Here is a 20073-nt window from a genome sequence, read left to right on the forward strand (position 1 = left end):
TCAATGGGTTCTACAATCCGCGACGGCGCCATTCAGCACTGGGATGGAAAAGTCCCGTCGCTTTCGAACGGAAAGTGGCTTAAACGAGCACTTGGGGCGGCACTAAAGCGCGACAGCTCCAAACTGGATCGGCGCGTTAAGAGGGCCGCCAGTCAAGATGATGTCTGCATAAAATTGATGACTATTCCTGGCGTCGGTCCAATCGCAGCGTTGAGCTTTAAATCGGCGGTTGATAAACCAACCCGTTTTAAAAGATTCCGCACCGTTGGCGCACACTTTGGACTTACACCGCGAAGATATCAGTCAGGGGAGCATGACAATCCAGGGCGGATATCCAAGGCTGGTGATCGAGATGTTCGGGCTGTTCTATATGCAGCGGCGAATGCGCTACTTATGCGAACGATGGCAAACTCCCAGATTAAATCTTGGGGTATGCGATTGATGCGCACCAAAGGGCGTCGCCGCGCCGTCGTCGCTGTCGCACGTAAGTTGGCCGTCCTAATGCACCGCATGTGGATCGATGGCACAGAATTTCGTCAGGACCAAGTGGGAGGCATGGCATGATCTAGAACGCCAACCCACAATCCTAACGGGGTCGTCCCTCACCGGACGAGGTTCGTGCCTTCTCAGGCATGTAAACATGCCCTGTCAGGTAATAGAAGAAGCCGAAAATGTCTGCTGCGCATCTTGAAGCGCGCCGGAAAACGGGGCTCTCCACTGCCGATCCGACATATGCTTGCAGCGATGCCATTCGAACATCAAAAAAGACTGCGAAGAGAAGCGTGACCCGGATGAGTGACAAAGACCCAAAACAACAAGGAAAAAGAGCTTGACCTAAATACCCAATGAGAGAAGCGGTCAATCGCTGCCCCAAGCGGTCGCTCGTTGAGGCCGCCTCTTTCTATGCGCTTGATCGGCGTGTTTGCGGAGAATATTCAGTAGAGGGAAATCTAATGGGATATTTGACACGTGCTTATCAAAACTCAGATTTGCTGCGGATATGATGTCGGTGGGCTTCTTTGCGCCGGCCTTTTACACTCACGGCACCACTCCGGCAGAAGCGTTCAATGGAGGTTGGAAGTCACCAGCCTCTGAGTAAGTGACTAACTGACCATGTGGAACAACGCTCCGCCACGTTGCATTAATAACATTCAGCCAAAGGTTATTCACAATGAAAATTCTCCTGACATCCGCCGTACTCGCTGCAATTTCCAGCGCCGCAGCCGCAGAAATTCCAGATATCGACAGCTCGAAATGGGCAACCAATCCAAGGGATTACGGCATGAGCCCCGCCGAATACATCAACGCGGAAAGCAACTCGTTCTTTGCGGACTTCCTTGGCCGCGCGAGCATGAACGAATTTTTCAACTTTCAGGGCCTAACCAAGGCCGCCGACCACTGGGTCGTGTCGCCTAACCTCGATACGGTCTATTCAATCGCCGTGGTGAATGCCAAAGATGGCTTTACGCTGGAATTGCCGGAGGTGGGGGACCGTTTCATTGCGACCCAGATCATCACCGAAGATCACATGACGCCATTCTACGTCTATGGCGGTGGCACACAGACCTATAAGGCCAGTGACTTTGCCACAGATTTTGTTGCGGTTGGTGTCCGGATGGGAACCGACGGCACAGCGGAAGACGTTGCAAAGATAACGAAAGAGTATCAGCCGAAATACAAGATCACCGGCGCGGCGACAGGCGGTAAGCTGCCCGATGTTGACAAGAAAACGCTCACGACAGTGCGCAATGCCCTATTGGTTCAGTATTCCAAACTCCCGAACTCATTCGGTGCGATGGCGAAACGTGTGGAGGACGTCAAGGATTGGCAATTCTTCACCTATGTCACGGCTGGCGCATGGGGCCTTTCGGCCAACGAGAACGCCATGTACGCCAGTGGCGGTCCCAAGGACGCCAAAGGCAATACGTGCTACACGGCGACTTTTCCCAAAGTTGAAGTCAAAGCCTTTTATTCGATCACGATGTATGGACCCGAAAAATATCTGATGACCAATACAGATAACATCGTGAGTTCCAGCCGCGGTGTCACCACCAACGATGATGGTTCTTTCAAGGTTGCCTTTGGCGCCGAAGATTGCCGGAAGTTGGCCCCCAATTACGTCGCAACCCCTGACGATGGCTGGAGTTTTCTACTTCGCGCCTACCGCCCTGACGTCGAAGCGTTCAAGGCCTACGAGATGCCGAGTATCGTGCCCGCCAACTAGGGCCTGCCGGTATCGGTAGAGGGGCAATGGAAACGATATTAAACTGATCAGCTTTCATAGAACGCTTAGCAGACATTTGTACAACGCGCAGCATCAGTCAAAGTGGGCTCGGAGGGTCCATTCGCTGCGGTGAACACCAACGTCAACTACGCAGAACGAAGCTACCTTTGGGCTACATGCGGCTTGCCTTAATGAGCATTATAAATATGAGGGCATCTCATGCCCGCTCAGGAGAATTGCAATAACAACAGGTCATATGTTTATGGCGAGGAGTCTCGATGGGTTTGTTGCACGCGCGCACCGGCAACTCATGGTGTCCCTGGCTGGAAACGTGCCTATATCGACGGTGGTACAATCATCCAAAGCCTCATGCGCAAAGGATTGATCGCAGATATGACCCTGACTGTTATTCCGATCCTTATCGGTGAAGGCAAACGGATGTTCGGCGCTTTGGATTCCGATATTGACCTGCACCTTTTAGAGTCGACGTCATTTCCATCGGGCTTGGTTACCTCAAGATACGAGATAGCTTAGGGCTCAAACGGAGCCATCGCTACAGCTCGGACCAATGTTGGTCGTCCTGCCAGTGGACAATTCACCCAGATGTTTCGGGTGACTGTGGAGGGCAATAGTAAACATTGCCCTCCACACGACTGTTACGAGGTCGGCATCGCCATCTTGAAAGTTTCATCACCGGAGGCATCAAAAGCGCCTTCGCCGACCACTTCAAAACCATAACGTTTGTAAAACGGCAGCCCTATTTTGTTGTCCTTGAACACTTCCACTGTAAGCGGTCCCTTCAAAGACACCACATGATCGACCATCTGGCGGCCCATGCCCTTGCCTTGTTGAGATGGGTCAAGAAACAGTCCGCCGATTTCTTTGTCGATCATAGCAATAAAACCAACGGGCGCTCCGCCGTTTTCCAATACCCAAGTTTCGGCATTTGGCAGATAAATATTACGCATGTCTTCACGCACTTGCCCCCTGACGTCAGCCGATAAAAACGGATGGGCGAGTGGTTCCGCATGATCCCAGATGGTGATCAAGGCCTCGGTGTCTTCGGTTTTGTATTTACGGATCATTGTCTTCCTTTCTGGTTTTTGCTGAATCGAGTTGATCATTTTGTGAAGCAATTTGTCGGCGCTTTTACGTTCGGCCAATGCGGGAGAGTTAAAACGCCCTTCCGCAGCCAATTTGTTCCATCACGCAAGTCTAGCAGAATCAATCTCTCCGCGCCCCAAAGCACGTTGAATGGCCGCCGTATCAGCAACACCAACCATAAAGAGGGCATTGAGCAATGTGGATTTCCCGACACCAGACGAGCCAAGAAACGCAACCGTTTGCCCCGACTTGCACCATGGAGCAAGCTTGACAATTGGCGCCGCGCTCAACGCATCAAGCGCTTAGACCAGCACGCGGTTTGAAATTGCGCTTGCCTCGGCCACGTAGGGGGGTGGGTCATCACAAAGATCAGCTTTCTTGAGCAATATCAAGGGTGTAACCTCTGGGTCGAACTCCAAGGCAACATGGCGCTCAAGCCGCGCGATGTCAAAAATCCCTATTGCAGGACGACACAATGAAAACCGTATCCACATTGGCAGCAATCAATTGCAGTTAACGATCTGATCCGACCGCACGACGTTCAAGCACGCTGGTGCAGTCCAAGGCCTTGCTATCCGATGGGTGATGCTGATCATAAAGCAACCAATCACCTACCGTTGCCTCAGGTCGGGGTCGGATAACAGTATCAAGGCATTCACCCAATACATAGAGGCCGGTTCTGTGGACTTCTACCACCCGAACGGGCGGCATATCGGTCATGTCGTCAATGCCTTTTTGCTGGCTAAAGAAAGATTTACAGCCAAGTTTTTCCGTTGGCGAAGGCTCGCGTTTTGGAAGTTTATCGGCACCCGAAGGTGACAGAAATTGGGTATAGTCCCGTGTCATTGTTTTAACCTTCATGCTCTGGGCACGGGCAAAGCTCGCGCCACAATGTGTAGATTAACAAATTTGCAAAATACAATTCGCCTGCGACAATTAAGCGGGGCGTTAGCTTGATTCGAATTTGCACTGGGAGGGCGCTTTGCCTCCCCACATTATCGGGACATAAAATCTCCATGAACACGTTAGACAACGTTACCCTCCTGGGTAATCTTCGCAAGCTATTCATCCATGCAGAAAGTTAATCGCGGACAGTCGTGCGCTGCGCAGCATCGGTCAATTTGAGCTCGAAGCGGACCTCGGATGCAGTGCCGCATTTTGTGATACGATGCCGTGTCAACTTCGGGTTGTCGGCGTGGGTGGGAAGTAACCACCTACGGCACCCATTCAATGCGGCGCAGGAAGGTCACCCAAATTTACCAGAAAACGGGCAACTTGCGCGCCGTTCAACTCCTGTTGGGGCATACAAAGATGGACAGTACCGTCAGATATTTGGGTAACGAACTTGATGATACTCTGGCTATCGCCGAAGCCATTGAAATTTAGACGTTTGGGCCGTTCGACGCGGACGGCCCAAAGCCGCCGTTAGCGAGAATCCCATATGTTGCGGCGCAGTCCGTCATTGCAGGCATTGACGCTTTGCCGCAACGCTATTTTGGCATTAGGTATGCTTTGCGGAGATGCCTCGATTTATCGACCCGACACACTCAGCGCGCTTCTCAGCGGGGATTTTCTGCAGACGGAATTTGACTGGAGAGCGCAAAGTTTTTTATCCCAAAAAGCTTGCTTATTGACTTGGCTTCGCTTCAACCTGAAACAGATGCCCGTTTTTTAAAAGCGAGGACTATTGATGTATTCAGAACCAGACCCCTTCATTCACCACCCCGAATTGCGCGATAAGGTTGGTGATCCGCTGAAATCTTTCTTTCGGAATTTCAAACCGGAAGAAGTTTTTACGAAGTATCCAGAACTTATTTGGGTCCTCGACAAGCTCTACACCGACGAATATCGCACAGCTTCACGCAACGCAGTTCTTGATTTACAGGGTGATTCTGATCTCTGGGTTTTCGCGTATGGGTCGCTCATGTGGGATCCTGCGTTCATATTCGATGAGGTGCGTCGCGCGCGGGTTACAGAATATGCGCGTCGCTTTGTCCTTAAGGATGTCTGGGGCGCACGCGGAACCGTGGAAACGCCGGGCCTGTTTGCCGCCCTCGACACAGGAGATGGGTGTGAAGGCCTCGTTTACCACATTGCCCGGGAAAAGGTTGACGCCGAAATAGAAATCCTATGGAGGCGGGAAATGGTCGGACCGGGATATTTGCCAAAGTTTGTGACGGCAATGGTTGACGGCAGACCCCTCCGTGTACTCGCCTTCATCGCGGACCATAGCGCCGAGAATATCCAGCCAAACCTTTGCCGCTCAGAGCAGATAGAATTCATCAGTACCGGGACTGGGATTTTGGGGACAAGCCTTGAGTATTTACAAAACATTGTCGGGCAATTCTCAGCGCTTGGCATCGTCGACGAAGAGTGCACAACACTTCTCGATGATGTTCAGAACCACATGAAAACACAGTAATCCATTTCAAACGGAGACAATTCATGCGCGACATCATACCCTTTTTTGACGGACACAACGATTTCCTTCTTCGCTTGATGTTTACACCAGAACCGCGTGAAGACACTTGGCTGGGCAATACTGGAAAAGGACACCTTGATCTTCAGAGGATGAAAGAGGCCGGGTTTTCAGGCGGTCTATTTGCAATATTCGTCCCCCCTATTTCAGCCGGGCCACCTCCGGACTTTGCGGCCCTCATGGCAAACCCACCCTATGAGTTGCCCATGCCCCCCTTGATGTCACACGACCAAGCCCAGCCGATGGCTCTAACCATGGCGGGCCTTTTGCATCGGATGGAACGCGCAGCACCCGACGACTTCAAAGTTTGCCGTACCGCCTCTGAAATACGCGCGGCGATGTCAAAGGATGTCATCGCGGGCGTCATGCATATGGAAGGTGCGGAGGCAATCGGCCCCGACCTCGACGCGCTCTATTTATTCCACGATATGGGGCTGCGGTCGCTTGGTCCCGTTTGGAGTCGCCCGACCATTTTTGGAGAAGGGGTTCCCATGAAATTCCCGGGCTCGCCAGATATTGGCGGCGGGTTGACCGAAAAAGGCAAAGACCTCGTGCGTCTGTGCAACCAGCTTGGCATCATGATCGACCTTTCACACATGAACCAAGCTGGGTTTGAAGACGTGGCAAAGGTTTCACAACGCCCCTTGGTCGCCACACATTCCAACGCCTATGCGTGTTGTGAATCTCCGCGCAATTTGACGGATCGGCAATTGGCGCAAATTCGCGAGACTGGCGGAATGGTCGGCTTCAATTACGCCACTTTCTATATTCGTGAAGACGGAAAGGCCTCGCCCGAAATGGATTGGCAACCGATGATCCGACACATGGATTATCTGATCGAACATTTGGGAGAAGACCATGTTGGCCTTGGGTCAGATTTTGACGGTTGTATCGTACCTAAGCTCATTGGGGACGTTACTGGCGTTCCAAACTTTCTCTCGGCCCTAAGTGCACATGGCTATGGCAAAGCCCTGATCACTAAACTTGCCACTTCAAATTGGCTCAATTGTCTTGAACGCTGCCTTTGAGCTAAAAACTGGAAAGTGAAATGGTATTATCAGACACGCCTCCACGAAAGACGAGATCAAAAACGTTCAAAATCTAATCCGAGAATTTACCGATTGGGCATTCGCGAAATCTGAGGATGCCCGCAATGCCGCTACTTTCAGGGGTCTGGAGAAGGAGATTTCTACACTTCCCGGCAATTACGCCCCCCTCAACGGGTTGCCTGCTGTTGGCCACCCTTAAAGATGACGCGGGTGTGTCGGTTTGCGTCGATTTAACACCGAAACTAGCGAAATCAAACGCATGTACGTGCAAACTACGGCGCGGGGTCAGGGCGTTGGGGGCGCATTGCTTACTGAACTCATCGCAACTGCGCGCAAATTGGGCTATCGCAGGTTGGTTCTATCAACCCATCCCTCGTTGACGAGCGCGCAAAGTATCTACCGCAGCGCGGGATTTGTCGTTGTGGAAAATCCATTGGATTTTCCCGAATATGGGGAGATTGAAGTCTGTATGGAGACGAACCTTAGGTAACGTTTCTTAGCGGTACGGTAATATAATCTGGAAGAGATGAAATATGCGCCGCAAGCTAAGATTAAGCCGCGAACTTGTCGATAAATAGCCCTCGCGCGTGGAAGAGCGCGGCCCTGTGCGCATATCGGATCCGAAAGAGGGCTATTATCACAAAACCGCAGCGCAGATTTAATCTCAGATGCACCAGCCAGATGAACTTTGGGTTTTTGCCGTTGGATCGCTGATCTGGAGGTCGCGGATCAGCGAACAAGCTTGGTGCAGGGCTGGCGCCGTTCATTTTGTCTTGGCCCAGACACGAGATGCCGTGGGAACCCGGCCGCCATTGCCTTCGCGGCGTGCAGGGATTTTCTGTTGTATCAAGAAGAGCCGCCTGAAGATGAACTCGCGCGCATTCTCGCAACGGCTGTCGGATATGTGGGTTCAATGGCTGACTATGTGCTCAATACGGTCACCGAACGTGAAAAGGCAGGAATCCATGCCCCTCACTTAGGGCGCATTCAAGCGATTATTGCAGAGCGCCTCTAGGATCACGAACAAGTTAGCTGGGAACACTGATTAGTTTCCTTCACCATTAAGAATATCACGAGAGATGGCGTCATCCGTGCAGGTCCCCAGGTCCGCAAGGATTTCCAGCCCTTGGTAACTATTTTTTCTTCCGGACCAATCCAATAATTCCAATCCGCTCCATGAATATTTTCCTTCCTAGAACGCAACTTCAAATGGCAACCCAAGGACCAATAGTTGCCCCAAGATGTTTCTTAGGTGAGCAGTCAGTTGCAGGCCTGTTCTTTCACAAATGTTTTCCAAAGGAGCTTTTTATCGATCCAAATTTGACTTCTGAGTATCTAGTCGCAACGGGCCGTTCTGCGCCCAAACTTACCACCTGTCTTATTAGAAGATCGTAAGCAGGCTTTGTGCCACGCTCCGCTGTATCCATTTGAATCGATGTATATTAGTCCAAGGGCGAAGCGGAACTGACGCGCTTAAAGCCCCCTAACGTCACCATACTGGCAACGATCAACGCAGCTCCCAGAACGAATACTATTCCTACACTGCCAACTTTGTCGGCAAGTGCACCAGCCAATGGCGGGGCCGCCATCATTGCTGCATAATAAAAGGTGTAGTAAACGCCCATTCCGAACGCTCTAACGGGTGGTAAAAGGACCGTTGAGGGTAAGCTGATAATCGGCCCTGCGCCGAGGCCAAAGAAAAAGCCAACAATCAGAAAACTGGCGGGCACTGTTGCAACGGGCAAGAAAAGTATCATCGGCACCAGAACTATGTAGCTTAGGAGGCTGATCATTATCACTGTATTTGGCCGGCCCGTTCGATCGGCCACGAACCCTCCTATAGGAATCGACACTGCAATGACGACCATGAATAAGCTCGTCATCGAGCTGGCTGAGGTGAGAGGTAAACCTCTCTCGCTTAGAAGAGCTGGTCCAAAGCTAAAGACCATAGCCAGCGCCGTGTTGTAGAATGCCCAGACCGAACCTGCCAACAGTAGTGCATAGAGTGGTAGTTTTTTCAGTTTGATGCTTGTGGGCGCAACCGGAGCCTCTTCCGGTGAGCTGTAAAATACGAGAAACAGGGCAAGGGAAATTGCAGTCGTGGTCAACACCAATATCCATGCAAGCTCTAGTCCGCCCGAAGCCGCAACTCTTGGTAAAGTTAGGAGGGCCAGCGCGATACCGACGGGCCATGAATTAATGAAAATACCCATGGCTGTTGAAATCTCGCGGCCGACGAACCAGTCTACCACCATTTTGGTCATCACCACATTCAAAGCAACGCCACCTATTCCGGCGATAAGCCGGCCAGAGATCAACGATTCCCAACCGGCTCCCCAGCTGATCAACGCACTGCCGATCAGCATCAGAACCATACTGAGGCCAACGATGCGTTTGTCTCCAAACCGCCCTGCGATTGCGCCTCCTGGGATCGCAACGACCACGCCCGGGGCTAAGTAAAGACCAATCAGAAGACCTATATCAGCAAGGCTGATGCCGTACTCTTCAATAATGAGAGGCGAAAGCGCCCCCACAGATTGAAATTGAAAGGCCATCGCCGTTCTTGCGAAAAACAGTACAGCAAGGATCAACCAACGATTTGAAATGATAACATCTCCCAAGTCTTCTGATTAAGTAGTTTTCGTGGAAAATCCAAACTGTCGTGGTCACATTTGGAGGTCGCTACTGATACTTGAACTTGTCCACTTCACCTTGGCATTCCAAGCCTTCCGGCGCTTCATTTCCAAAATCCTTTTTTCAGAGCCGGCTTTTTCTACTTGTAGACCATGCATCGAGCACGAAAGTAGATTCGCCTTAATCGCCACCTTCAATCTCGACAAAAACGTCTATCGGGTCGACCACGGTGTCCGCTTCCTTGGCTTTGGTTGCTTCAGCGCTGCCAAGCACCTGTTTCATCGTCGCAATATCTGCACCTTCACATACGATAGAAACCCGATCATCCTCTGTGTGTTTGAAGACCTTGTAGCTTTTGCAAAATTTGTCGAAGGCGGGTTTCCGGTTGTGTCCACCCTTGAGCCAGGTCTCCATATTTCCAACGTTGTGCGTCATAATAACTGTCGTCATTCTAATTCTCCCTATTGACTAAATGCCGTGACCGACGAAAGTCAGAAAATCGATCCTACCCCATTTTTTGAAACGCTATCACGAAATCTGGGCTGGCACGGCAGCTTGCCTGAAGAACCAATAGAGAGTGGTCTGCCTGTTGATAATTATTCGTCTGCTGGTAAGCACCAAAACCAATAGCAGACTTGCTGCAAGTTGCAGCGAACTTCCGCTTTCCGCCCTTCCTGACGAGTTTTTGCGACCGCAGCATTCGAGCCACTTCCCTTTCCTATCACCATCACGAACGGCCCAGAGCCGCCGTTCAACAGCACAATAAATTCTGCGTTGCGGCATGTTGGATCTTAGCGATAGGTCGCCGAAAAGTTAAACTTTTTGAAGTGTCCCATTGTCTTGTTCGCAATGACACCTTGGCAGAGTCACGTGGCTTCTCTTTCGAAGATAATGCAATTTTTCCCTTGCCGAAACCGGTTTCGTAAATCAGCTTGATTCGTGGGAGGACAAATTTATGGTACACTTATTGAGTGACCGTGCCGCGAAGCACATCACCATTTCCGACATGGCAAACGCGCTTGGCGTGACCAAGTCCACCGTGTCTCGGGCTATGAATGGATACCCTGATATCTCTGAGGCCACCCAATTGCGCGTGAAAAGCATGGCCAAAAAGATGAACTACCAACCGTTAAGTCATGCGCAGGCAATTAAGACGGGGCGCACGCGTTCGCTCGGATTGGTTCTGCAGTTTTCTGACCATGATGCACAGCGACCCTTCTTGGCGGAGTTTCTTGCGGGGCTTTCTCACGGGGCGAGCGCGGAAGGTTGGACGTTGACGGTGGCAACCGCAGACAGCAACGCGCAAATGATTGAAAAATTCCGCGCCCTGTTGCGAGACGGCAAGTCAGATGGATTTGTTTTGCCGCGTGCAATGTCTCGCGATCCGCGCGTAAAACTGCTTCGGGATTCTGGTGTGCCTTTCATCTTATATGGCCGCCAAGAAAATCCGGATGGCTGTTGTTGGTTTGATGTCCGTGGGGAAGACGCAATGCACGACGCGGTGCGCCATCTTGCGGCGCTCGGTCATCAACGGATCGCGTTTATAAACGGCGGCACTCAATATGCCTATGCGCCTCTGCGCCAAAAAGGTTTTTGCGACGGTATGGCCGAAGCGGGGCTGGCCGTCGATCCTGATTTGATGGATGGCGACGCTGTAACGATCGAGGACGGCGAGAGAGTCGGAACGAAGATTTTGTCTCAAAGCAACGCACCAACGGCAGTGCTATGCGCCGTTGATTTTGCGGCTTTGGGGGTATACCGCGCAGCCGCCAAGCTAAATCTCAGGGTGGGCCGCGACGTCTCAGTGATTTCCTATGATGGGATCCCTGAAGGCTTCTATGCTCAGCCACCTTTGACGACGTTTTCAGTGGACAACCGCGCCGCAGGAGAGCGGCTTGCGGCGCTTTTGATAAGGCGCATTCGTGGTGAAAATCCAGAGGATTTACGCGAAACGGTCTCGGCAACTTTTCTTAACCGCGGGTCTACGGGACCCGCTCCAACGCAAATAAAATAAACAAACGACAATATTAATGGGAGGAAGACAATGAAACTTAACAGTAAATCTATCATGAGGTCTGGCGTCGCAATGACACTGATCCTTAGCGCATTCGCTGCACAGGCTGACGAGTTGCGGTTCTGGACAACAGAAGAGCAGCCCGAGCGGCTTGCACGCCAAGAAGCAATGGCAGCAGACTTTGCCAAGGCATCCGGACACACAGTTCAAGTTATCCCCGTTTCTGAGAATGATCTCGGTACACGCGCTACTGCCGCATTCGCCGCGGGCGATTTGCCTGACGTGATTTATCACCCCTTACAGTATGCCGCTCCATGGGCCGATGCGGGTATTCTTGATACCGACGTGGCGACAGATGTTGTTGAGGAACTCGGTGTTGGTACATTCGCTCCGGGCGCTTTGGAAATGGTTGCAGCTAACGGTGGTTATGCGTCCGTGCCGGTTGATGGCTGGACACAGATGCTGGTTTATCGGGCGGATCTGTTTGAGGCCGCGGGCTTAGAAGCTCCAAACACCTACGCGAATGTTCTTGCTGCCGTTGAGGCGCTTCACAACCCACCATCGATGTACGGTTTTGTCGCTGCGACCAAGATTGACGAGAATTTTATGAGTCAGGTTCTGGAGCATGTGTTCTTGGCCAATGGCGTTTCCCCAGTTGGACCAGATGGCGTGCAAGCCTTGGACGAAGCCGCCACAATCGAGGTGCTCGAATTCTACAAAGCGATCGCCGAAGCCTCCCCTCCGGGTGATCTTTACTGGGATCAATCGCGTAGCCTCTACTTTAGTGGCAATGCGGCGATGATCATCTGGTCGCCCTTCATCCTCGACGAATTGGCTGGTCTACGCGACAGCGCTCCACCCACCGTAAACGACGATCCAACCTCGCGTGATTTGGCAGCTGGAACGGGGATCGTAACTAATTTTGCGGGCCCATCGAACCCAGATGGCGCAGCTTGGGGAGATGTGCGCTACTTCGGTATTACCTCTGACGCGTCCACCGATGCCGCGATGGAGTTTGTCAAATATTCGATGAACGAAGGCTATGGCTCCACGCTTGCGATTGCCCCTGAAGGCAAGTTCCCTGTTCGTCGCGGAACCGCCGAAAACCCAACCGAGTTTGCCGATCTTTGGGCTACACTTGACGTTGGAGTCGATCGCAAAGCCCCCTTGGGCGAGCTTTATGACGCTGCCATGATCGAAGAGATCGTGGGTGGTCTGGATGTGGCTCAACGTTGGGGTGTGGCCGATGGCCAGCTTTCTGCGGCCTCGGCAATCATCAACAGCCAAGTCATCAACCGCTATGTGCGGGAATTCATTGATGGCGAACGGGATGCCGCAGCGACTGTTGCAGCCCTCAACGAGGCTATTGCAGCAGTGCAATAGGACTTCACGACACTATGCGCGGGGCGTCCTTTTGCGAGGCCCCGCACCAAAACGATTTCCGCAAAACAGCTAAACAGGAGACTTGTGATTATGGCGGGGGCTATTCCACCAACCGGCACCGGACCGCTGGCCAAACGCGAAGCAAGGCTTGCTTGGGGGCTGTTGTCCCCAACAATCATCGCGATCGCACTCGTTGTTGTTTTGCCTTTGCTTGCTATCTTCTGGATCTCGGTTAAGCCGGTTGAACTAGCAGATTTGCGCGCGCCAGAAGTTGTGTTGCGAGAAGACATTCGGGGCGATTATGCAGCAATTGGTGATGCGGCCACCATTCGCTACCGGTTACGCAATTCATCGCAAGATCAACCCATTAAAGGCGTTACATTTTCAGACATTGTTCCTGAAGGTCTCGAAGTTCAGTCTTTGGATGCCCGCTGTTCGCTCGAGGGGCGCAAGCTTGAATGTGATCTCGGCGATTGGGAGCCGAAACATCGCGAGACTTTGTCAATTCCGGTGACTGTTGGAAGCGCCTACCTCACCATCGCGCTAAGACCTCAAGATAGCCCCGCGATCACAACGGGCGTCTCCTCCAATGTTCTAACGGATGGCTCCTTCACACTTGATAACTTTGCCCGCGTTTTCAACGGGGAAGAGTTCTTTGAGGTCCTTTGGGTCACCCTTTTCTATACTGTTTTCGGCACTATAGGCGCTTTGCTTGTCGGCCTGTTTGCGGCGCTGTTGCTCAATAAATCCTTCAGGGGTCAAGGTATTTTAAGGGGGTTATACCTTTTCCCTTATGTCGCGCCTGTCATTGCTGTGGCCTTCGCTTGGTTGATCCTTTTTGACCCGTTCTCGGGGTCCGCTAATGCGTTGTTGTTACAGATGGGCGTTACCAGCGAAGCAATCAATTTCTTTGGCGATCGCCCCTTGGCTTTGATTATGGTCACGGTTTTTGAGGTTTGGCGGTATTTCCCACTCTCGTTCCTGTTCATTCTCGCCCGCATGCAAAGCATCGACACCGATATGTATGAGGCCGCTGATATGGACGGCGCCAGCCCGTTTCAGCAATTTTGGTATCTAAGTGTGCCGCAGCTTTTGGGCATTCTGAGTGTCTTGTTCCTGTTGCGGTTCATTTGGACCTTCAACAAATTCGACGACATTTTCCTTTTAACCGGCGGCAATGCTGGAACGAGGACACTGACCGTTAATGTTTACGAACAGGCCTTTGCCATTTCCAATATCGGGGCGGGTGCGGCGGTGGCCGTTGTCATCTTTGGATGTTTGCTCATGTTCTCGGTCTTATTCTTCAAATACATCAGTCAGGAGGAAGGGCTATGATGCGACGCGGATATCTCACAGGCCCAGTCTTAGGAGCGCTTTGGATGGTGGTTCTGTCCATTACGGTCGCGGTCACGATGTCATTTGCGACTGGAGAGGCCTTTCGTCCCAGCATCCTGCTTTCGTTGGCTTGGGGAGCCTTGGGGGGCGGCGCATTGGTGGCTTTTGGCCGTGGCCGCATCGTTCTCCTCTCCTGTGCTATTGCCATTTTTGTGCTGGTGGTTTTGGGCATAGGCCCCATGCTCACTGGCCCCGAAACCAGCGGTTTTGCACGGGCTTTTGGCGCTATAGTGTTGGGCGTGGGCTTTGCGACTTCGCTCGCTCTGATCCTAACTGAAGTTGTGCCGGGCATGCTGACGCGCCATGAGTTCGAGGGGGCGATTATTCGATTTTTAACAGGGTTTGGCTATATTTTCTTTACCGCGATCGTGCTGATCCCCTTCTACGTCATGGTGATGACAAGCCTGAAAAACCAATCAGAGCTGATCCAGAATCCTTTGGATTTTTCGATTGATTTGTCAAAAGGAATGGACCTTTTTCGCTCCTATGACGAGTTGTTCACACAATTCAATTTCGGGACCTACTTGTTTAATTCGTTCTTCATTTCCGTTCTAACGGTCTTTATCACCTTGGCGTTCGCAATTCCGGGGGCCTATGCCGTCGCGCGTTTGCGGTTTAAAGGGCGCGCTGCGTTCTCACGGTCGATCCTGTTGATTTATATGGTTCCCATGATCGTTTTGGCGCTGCCGATTTATATCGCCTTCTCTATGACTGGTCTGCGCAATTCGATCTTTGGGATCGTGATGATCTATCCGGTCACAACGATCCCTGTGGCCCTCTATATGCTGCAAGGGTATTTTCGCGGATTGCCTGCCGAGATAGAAGAAGCGGGATTGATGGATGGCCTCTCGCGACTGGCCGTGATTTGGAAGATCACGCTGCCACTTTCACTGCCCGCAATGGCCTCGGTCTCCCTTTATGTTTTCATGATCGCATGGAACGAATTCCTTTTGGCCTTTATGCTGTTGGATGATCCCTCGAAATTCACCCTCACACGCGGGATAGCCTCCCTCAATTCATCCGAAATTCCACGGCAACACCTCATGGCGGGGTCGGTCATAGCGACGGTTCCGATCATGGCTTTGTTCCTTGGATTAGAACGCTTTATGACGAAAGGGCTGACCGCTGGGTCAGTGAAGGGATAGACATGGATCTCGATGAAACCGCACGCAATATTTTGCGCCAGAACGATCAGGGCGGATATACTTTGCCAACGCATGGGCTGTACCCATACCAGTGGAATTGGGACAGCGCTTTTGCGGCTTGGGGCTTTGCAACGTTCGATCAGCCCCGCGCTTGGGACGAGTTTGACACGCTAATGGCAAGCCAATGGGACAGCGGCATGGTTCCCCACATTATTTTTCATAAACCCGATCCGGGATACTTCCCCGGCCCCGATGTTTGGGGCACCCATCAAACGCCAGCAACATCGGGAATCTCGCAACCACCGGTCGCGGCAATCTTGGTGCGACGGGTCTGGGAAATGGATAAAGCTGTGGGCAAAAACCGCCTAGAGGCGCTCTATCCAAAACTCGTAAATTGGCATCGCTGGTGGCATGAAGTTCGTTGTACACACGGCGCGGCGGCGATTACCCACCCGTGGGAAAGTGGTCGTGACAATTGCCCCGATTGGGATAAGGGAATGGCGGGAGTCGATGGATCAGGTGCGGGGCCGTATACGCGGCGGGATACCGGCCATGTCGACCCTGAAATGCGCCCGACCAAAGAAGACTATGACCGCTATATCACGATGGTGAATTTCGGCCGCGACGCGGGCTGGAACGATGAAAAAATCGTCGCGGATGGACCGTTCCTGATGGCGGACCCTGGAATTACCTTTATCTTGCTGCGCGCCCACGAAGACCTCGCCGAAATGGGGCGCGCCCTTGGAAAAGATGTTTCAGAAATAGAGGGCTGGGCCAGTGCTTTGCGGGCCGCCCTGCCGACGATTTGGAATGAAGAGTTAGGCGCTTATGATGCCAAAAACCTGCGCACGGGTGAATTTGCCAATGTCCTTGGGTCAGGTGCCTTTCTTGCCTATCTGGCAGGGGCTGAAAACGATAAATTGGAAGCAAACTTGATGCGCGTTTGGGATGCCGTGCGCTATGGAATCCCCTCTGCGGACCCCGAAGCTGACATCTTTAATCCTCGCAAATACTGGCGGGGCCCGACATGGCCGGTGGTTAATGCGCTACTCTCAATTGGTTTAGCGAGGTCAGGTCGTGCCGATTTAGAAGAACGTTTGCGCCGCGAGACAGAGGAACTCATCCGCCTGCATGGTTTTTATGAGTATTTCGACCCGCTTGACGCCACACCTTGCGGCGGCGCCGCTTTTACTTGGACGGCAGCAATCTGGTTGGCTTGGGCCAGACATGATCCAAAAGCAAAACTGATGGGGGCTGCATAATGTCATCAATCGAACTGAAAAACGTTGAAAAGTGGTTTGGCCAAGTGCAGGTCATCAAAGGGGTTGATCTGTCCATTGAGGAAGGCGAGTTTGTCATCTTTGTTGGACCCTCTGGATGCGGGAAATCCACACTCTTGCGGATGATCGCAGGGCTTGAGGAAACGTCGCGCGGCCAGATTATGATCGGAGATCGTGACGCGACCGCCGAACCTCCCAGCAAACGCGGGCTGGCCATGGTTTTTCAATCCTACGCGCTTTATCCACATATGTCGGTGCGCGATAACGTTGGCTTTCCGCTTAAATCAGCGGGTCTTCCAAAGGCCGAAATCGACGCAAAAGTCGGTGAAGCTGCGCGCGTGTTAAAGCTGGATGACTACATGGATCGCCGGCCAAAGGACCTCTCGGGGGGGCAACGACAACGGGTTGCAATTGGGCGCTCAATCGTGCGCGACCCGACGGCGTTTTTATTCGACGAACCTTTGTCAAATCTCGATGCGTCGCTGCGGGTAGAAATGCGGTACGAGATCGCGAAGTTGCACCAGACCCTGAAATCCACAATGATCTATGTGACGCATGACCAAGTCGAGGCCATGACCTTGGCCGACCGGATTGTCGTGTTGGACTTTGGAAAAATTGCACAAGTTGGCAGCCCAAGAGAGCTTTATGAAAAGCCGGGCAACCTGTTTGTGGCCCAATTCATTGGCTCTCCTCGGATGAATGTTGTTCCAGCGTCGACGCTCCCGACTATTTCTGTTCCGAAAACCGCGATTTCTATCGGTGTGAGGCCCGAGCATATTGAACTCGCCGCCGCAGGACGCGGTGATCTTGAGGGAACAGTGGATGTGCTTGAATACTTGGGTGCCGACACGTTTGTGATCGTTTCATGCGCGGATGCGGGGCAAATTACGATGCGTATCAATGGAAGTTCGGACCTTAAACCTGGTGACAACGTCAGTTTATCTTTCGCTCCGACAGAAATTCACGCATTTGACCAAAACGGCATTGCACTTGATTTGGTGCTTGGTGATTAAATTGGGAGCGCTTGAATTATGAATGTACTGGGCCGACAATAATCCTACATTGCACGAGGAGATACTGATATTGTATGGGATGTGTTTTGCTCGCGCAGTGGAGGTCCGCAAACCGCCCTTAGTGACGAATGCTGCGGTAGCATAACCTCGCAGCTCCTCCACCAAAAGCGTAAGCTAGAAATTGTTTTCAAGCGGCATTTTTTAACGTTCAATCGAGTTCAGTCCACGGCCAAGGTTTAACTTCGCTTGCTGCGGTTTGAAAACGAGCGGCTTTAGCCAACCAAACTCCTAAGTCGGTACCAAATTCGGCTAAACGCTCATTCGGCTGCTTATTGTTAATTAGCATGATAACAAACTGCACAACTGTCGCTGCGCCAAGTATTGTTTGGGCGATGCTCGTCATAATCGCGATAAGTATCATGTAAAGCAAACGGAGAAGCATATTGTCTTCTTGCTCCTGCACAGGTTGCTCTCCGTGGAGGCGGCCCTCTATTTTTTCGTAATCCGATTTAGACATATCAACCTCTAATTAACTGATTACTATAAGCCTAGCACAGGGTTTGAAAAATGGCAGCTAACTTCTACTGGTCGTTTATGATGGATTGGGGTTCGCTGCTCGCCCCCGCATAGCTGCCTCCCCCATCCTCCATAAAAAGGTGAGCGCCTCCGTGCGCCTGCTTTGTCTTAGCGGCTGCGATTTGAAATGAATGGGCAAGGGACAGCGCACCTACCGACGGTTTGAGATATAGTTTTGCCAATCAATTTAACTATGCAAATCTGTTCGGACTGTAATTATTGATGGGAGAAGACTATGGTTTATACCTCGATATCACATTGGACGACAACTGAATGGAATGCGGAACTCGAAGCGATTGCGCGAGATAAATATGTACCGCTTATCATGTCGCAAGGAGCATCTCGTGTTGAAATGCTCAGAACTGGCGAATTATCTTTTAGCGTTGTTACTGATTACCCAGACGAAGCAACCGCGAACGCGGCACAAGCGAAAATCGCTGAAATTCGAGCGCAAGCAACTCAAGACCTGCCAATGACAATGACTGCAACAGAAGCCGGTGGGGTTTTTGCAAGTGGCTAAAACGTAGTATTGAGAAGAGATACTTCGACAACGCCTCAGTTTTATGAGGCGTTGTTACCATCCCAAGAGGTCGAGCCTCGCGAGCCCTCAGCAGAGTGATACGCCAATATAGTGATTGCCCGAAAGCCTGCTTCGGCCCAATGCTGCCATTGCTGTAAGGTGCAGCTAACGGCAGGTTTGAGGCCTATGTGCGGCATTCTGAACCGTTCCGAATGTCAGGTGTCGTCAATGACCGACTGGCGTGCCAGCACCTTGGGCGGTCAAAAGCGACCATTTTTGGCATGAACGTTGTGGCAAGGGATTATTGTCCGGAATGTTAGGATCAAGAACTTTGCAGCGAAGGTTGGTGGCGCGCTCATGTCGCCATGCAAACCCGATGCTACATATGGCTGAGTTGGTCCCGCGTATATGGTTCGTACTCCGTACACATTGTTACGCCACCTGTATCGCTGCTAAAAAACGCGTTCACTTCTCCACAGTCCTCAACGATGACCGGAAGTTCAAAGTCCATCGAAAACATCGCGTTGAGGGCGTCAACTTCGCTCTGAATGACAGACGCCAAAAACGGATCATCCTTCTCGCTGCCGCGATAGGAGAAACTATCCCCTGGGCCATTCTCCTCCATTTCGTCGAGGATTGCGCCCCAAGAATTGGTGACGAGGAGTGCCTCGTCCTCGCATCCGTCGGCGCGATCTTCCGGCAGGTCCATTTCACCAGCAAATGCTTGGCGGTTCTCTGGATCAAGGCCGTAATATATGCAAACGGTGTTGTAAAAACGTTGCGAATTGGTTCCATGGACATCCCAATACGGGAAATCAGCGTCATCCGTCTCGGCTGACGCAGCAAATGTCATAGCGACAGAGCGTATGACGTCTTCAGAGACATCGGAGTCGTAAAGTCGGTCGATCATCAGGGCGGACAAATTGTCGGCAGCGTCCTCTTCGCGGCCATAAATTGGGAGGTCCCACAGCGCAATCACGCCATGTCCGAATTCATGATAAAGCGTCGCGACAAGATTGTCCGACACCATTGAATCAAGTTCCAAATTCTCTTCAGCTCCCGCAAAGGTCACAAGAAACGGGGCCAAGATAGATGCACAAATAAGTTTTTTCACTATCACACTCTTTATAAAATAATGGACCTGTCGCGCTTTAGTGCCGCCCCAAGTGCTCGTTTAAGCCACTTTCCGTTCGAAAGCGACGGGACTTTTCCATCCCAGTGCTGAATGGCGCCGTCGCGGATTGTAGAACCCATTGA

General features: G+C 51.8%; 20 protein-coding genes and 2 pseudogenes. 15 read left to right on the forward strand and 7 right to left on the reverse strand.

The window, feature by feature from the left end:
* Positions 1 to 165: 165 nt before the first annotated feature.
* The 3 genes and pseudogenes from AB9F29_RS20430 to AB9F29_RS20440 all read left to right on the forward strand — a co-directional run.
* Positions 166 to 564 (forward strand): annotated as a pseudogene (locus AB9F29_RS20430) (transposase); the annotation flags it as partial.
* 607 nt (positions 565 to 1171) lie between these two features.
* The gene (locus AB9F29_RS20435; RefSeq protein ID WP_369757043.1) at positions 1172 to 2224 is read left to right on the forward strand and encodes a DUF1214 domain-containing protein; all 1053 of its coding nucleotides are present in this window, start codon (positions 1172 to 1174) and stop codon (positions 2222 to 2224) included.
* A gap of 219 nt (positions 2225 to 2443) precedes the next feature.
* Entirely contained in the window at positions 2444 to 2758 is a 315-nt protein-coding gene (locus AB9F29_RS20440; protein ID WP_369757044.1) for a dihydrofolate reductase family protein, read from the forward strand.
* Between the two features lie 122 nt (positions 2759 to 2880).
* Here AB9F29_RS20440 and AB9F29_RS20445 read toward each other — a convergent pair whose 3' ends face one another.
* From AB9F29_RS20445 to AB9F29_RS20455, 3 genes are all read right to left on the reverse strand, one after another.
* A complete protein-coding gene (locus AB9F29_RS20445; protein ID WP_369757045.1) occupies positions 2881 to 3420 on the reverse strand; it encodes a GNAT family N-acetyltransferase in 540 nt (179 codons plus the stop codon).
* Between the two features lie 9 nt (positions 3421 to 3429).
* Positions 3430 to 3618: a GTPase RsgA gene (gene rsgA / locus AB9F29_RS20450; protein ID WP_369757046.1), complete on the reverse strand. Its 189-nt coding sequence runs from the start codon at positions 3616 to 3618 to the stop codon at positions 3430 to 3432.
* 223 nt (positions 3619 to 3841) lie between these two features.
* The gene (locus AB9F29_RS20455) at positions 3842 to 4174 is read right to left on the reverse strand and encodes a hypothetical protein (RefSeq protein ID WP_369757047.1); all 333 of its coding nucleotides are present in this window, start codon (positions 4172 to 4174) and stop codon (positions 3842 to 3844) included.
* A 351-nt stretch (positions 4175 to 4525) separates the two neighbouring features.
* Between AB9F29_RS20455 and AB9F29_RS20460 the strand changes: the two are divergent.
* The 5 genes and pseudogenes from AB9F29_RS20460 to AB9F29_RS20480 form a co-directional block, all read left to right on the forward strand.
* A pseudogene (locus AB9F29_RS20460) lies at positions 4526 to 4714 on the forward strand (integrase); the annotation flags it as partial.
* A 304-nt stretch (positions 4715 to 5018) separates the two neighbouring features.
* The gene (locus tag AB9F29_RS20465) at positions 5019 to 5750 is read left to right on the forward strand and encodes a gamma-glutamylcyclotransferase (RefSeq protein ID WP_369757048.1); all 732 of its coding nucleotides are present in this window, start codon (positions 5019 to 5021) and stop codon (positions 5748 to 5750) included.
* Positions 5751 to 5773: 23 nt separating this feature from the next.
* Entirely contained in the window at positions 5774 to 6835 is a 1062-nt protein-coding gene (locus AB9F29_RS20470) for a dipeptidase (protein WP_369757049.1), read from the forward strand.
* 241 nt (positions 6836 to 7076) lie between these two features.
* The gene (locus AB9F29_RS20475; RefSeq protein WP_369757050.1) at positions 7077 to 7346 is read left to right on the forward strand and encodes a GNAT family N-acetyltransferase; all 270 of its coding nucleotides are present in this window, start codon (positions 7077 to 7079) and stop codon (positions 7344 to 7346) included.
* A 351-nt stretch (positions 7347 to 7697) separates the two neighbouring features.
* Positions 7698 to 7871, forward strand: coding sequence for a hypothetical protein (locus AB9F29_RS20480; protein ID WP_369757051.1), 174 nt, complete (start codon positions 7698 to 7700; stop codon positions 7869 to 7871).
* 427 nt (positions 7872 to 8298) lie between these two features.
* On the opposite strand, the gene AB9F29_RS20485 is transcribed toward AB9F29_RS20480, so the two are convergent.
* Complete coding sequence (locus AB9F29_RS20485; protein WP_369757052.1) at positions 8299 to 9477, reverse strand: CynX/NimT family MFS transporter; 1179 nt, start codon at positions 9475 to 9477, stop codon at positions 8299 to 8301.
* Between the two features lie 193 nt (positions 9478 to 9670).
* Positions 9671 to 9940, reverse strand: a complete 270-nt coding sequence (locus AB9F29_RS20490; protein WP_369757053.1) for a hypothetical protein — start codon at positions 9938 to 9940, stop codon at positions 9671 to 9673.
* A gap of 505 nt (positions 9941 to 10445) precedes the next feature.
* On the opposite strand from AB9F29_RS20490, the gene AB9F29_RS20495 reads away from it, so the two are divergent.
* The 6 genes from AB9F29_RS20495 to AB9F29_RS20520 all read left to right on the forward strand — a co-directional run bounded on the left by AB9F29_RS20495 (position 10446) and on the right by AB9F29_RS20520 (position 17720).
* The gene (locus tag AB9F29_RS20495; protein WP_369757055.1) at positions 10446 to 11504 is read left to right on the forward strand and encodes a LacI family DNA-binding transcriptional regulator; all 1059 of its coding nucleotides are present in this window, start codon (positions 10446 to 10448) and stop codon (positions 11502 to 11504) included.
* 30 nt (positions 11505 to 11534) lie between these two features.
* Positions 11535 to 12887 carry an extracellular solute-binding protein gene (locus AB9F29_RS20500; RefSeq protein WP_335584542.1) on the forward strand — a complete coding sequence of 451 codons (1353 nt, stop codon included), beginning with the start codon at positions 11535 to 11537 and terminating at the stop codon, positions 12885 to 12887.
* A 90-nt stretch (positions 12888 to 12977) separates the two neighbouring features.
* The gene (locus AB9F29_RS20505; protein WP_335584541.1) at positions 12978 to 14222 is read left to right on the forward strand and encodes a sugar ABC transporter permease; all 1245 of its coding nucleotides are present in this window, start codon (positions 12978 to 12980) and stop codon (positions 14220 to 14222) included.
* Positions 14222 to 15427 carry a carbohydrate ABC transporter permease gene (locus AB9F29_RS20510; protein ID WP_335584549.1) on the forward strand — a complete coding sequence of 402 codons (1206 nt, stop codon included), beginning with the start codon at positions 14222 to 14224 and terminating at the stop codon, positions 15425 to 15427. The genes AB9F29_RS20505 and AB9F29_RS20510 overlap by 1 nt, the downstream gene beginning before the upstream one ends.
* Before the next feature lie 2 nt (positions 15428 to 15429).
* Positions 15430 to 16689 carry a hypothetical protein gene (locus AB9F29_RS20515; protein ID WP_369757056.1) on the forward strand — a complete coding sequence of 420 codons (1260 nt, stop codon included), beginning with the start codon at positions 15430 to 15432 and terminating at the stop codon, positions 16687 to 16689.
* The gene (locus AB9F29_RS20520; RefSeq protein ID WP_369757057.1) at positions 16689 to 17720 is read left to right on the forward strand and encodes an ABC transporter ATP-binding protein; all 1032 of its coding nucleotides are present in this window, start codon (positions 16689 to 16691) and stop codon (positions 17718 to 17720) included. Before AB9F29_RS20515 ends, AB9F29_RS20520 begins: the two co-directional genes overlap by 1 nt.
* Positions 17721 to 17928: 208 nt before the next feature.
* Here the strand turns inward: AB9F29_RS20520 and AB9F29_RS20525 are convergent, their stop codons facing one another.
* Positions 17929 to 18237 (reverse strand): DUF4389 domain-containing protein, encoded by a 309-nt coding sequence (locus tag AB9F29_RS20525; protein WP_335584538.1) that lies wholly within the window; start codon positions 18235 to 18237, stop codon positions 17929 to 17931.
* Positions 18238 to 18531: 294 nt separating this feature from the next.
* On the opposite strand from AB9F29_RS20525, the gene AB9F29_RS20530 reads away from it, so the two are divergent.
* Positions 18532 to 18816 carry a hypothetical protein gene (locus tag AB9F29_RS20530; protein ID WP_369757058.1) on the forward strand — a complete coding sequence of 95 codons (285 nt, stop codon included), beginning with the start codon at positions 18532 to 18534 and terminating at the stop codon, positions 18814 to 18816.
* A 379-nt stretch (positions 18817 to 19195) separates the two neighbouring features.
* Here AB9F29_RS20530 and AB9F29_RS20535 read toward each other — a convergent pair whose 3' ends face one another.
* Positions 19196 to 19930: a DUF4344 domain-containing metallopeptidase gene (locus tag AB9F29_RS20535; RefSeq protein WP_369757059.1), complete on the reverse strand. Its 735-nt coding sequence runs from the start codon at positions 19928 to 19930 to the stop codon at positions 19196 to 19198.
* Positions 19931 to 20073: the final 143 nt, after the last annotated feature.

The organism is Falsihalocynthiibacter sp. S25ZX9 (assembly GCF_041205405.1).
Lineage (GTDB): Bacteria > Pseudomonadota > Alphaproteobacteria > Rhodobacterales > Rhodobacteraceae > Falsihalocynthiibacter > Falsihalocynthiibacter arcticus.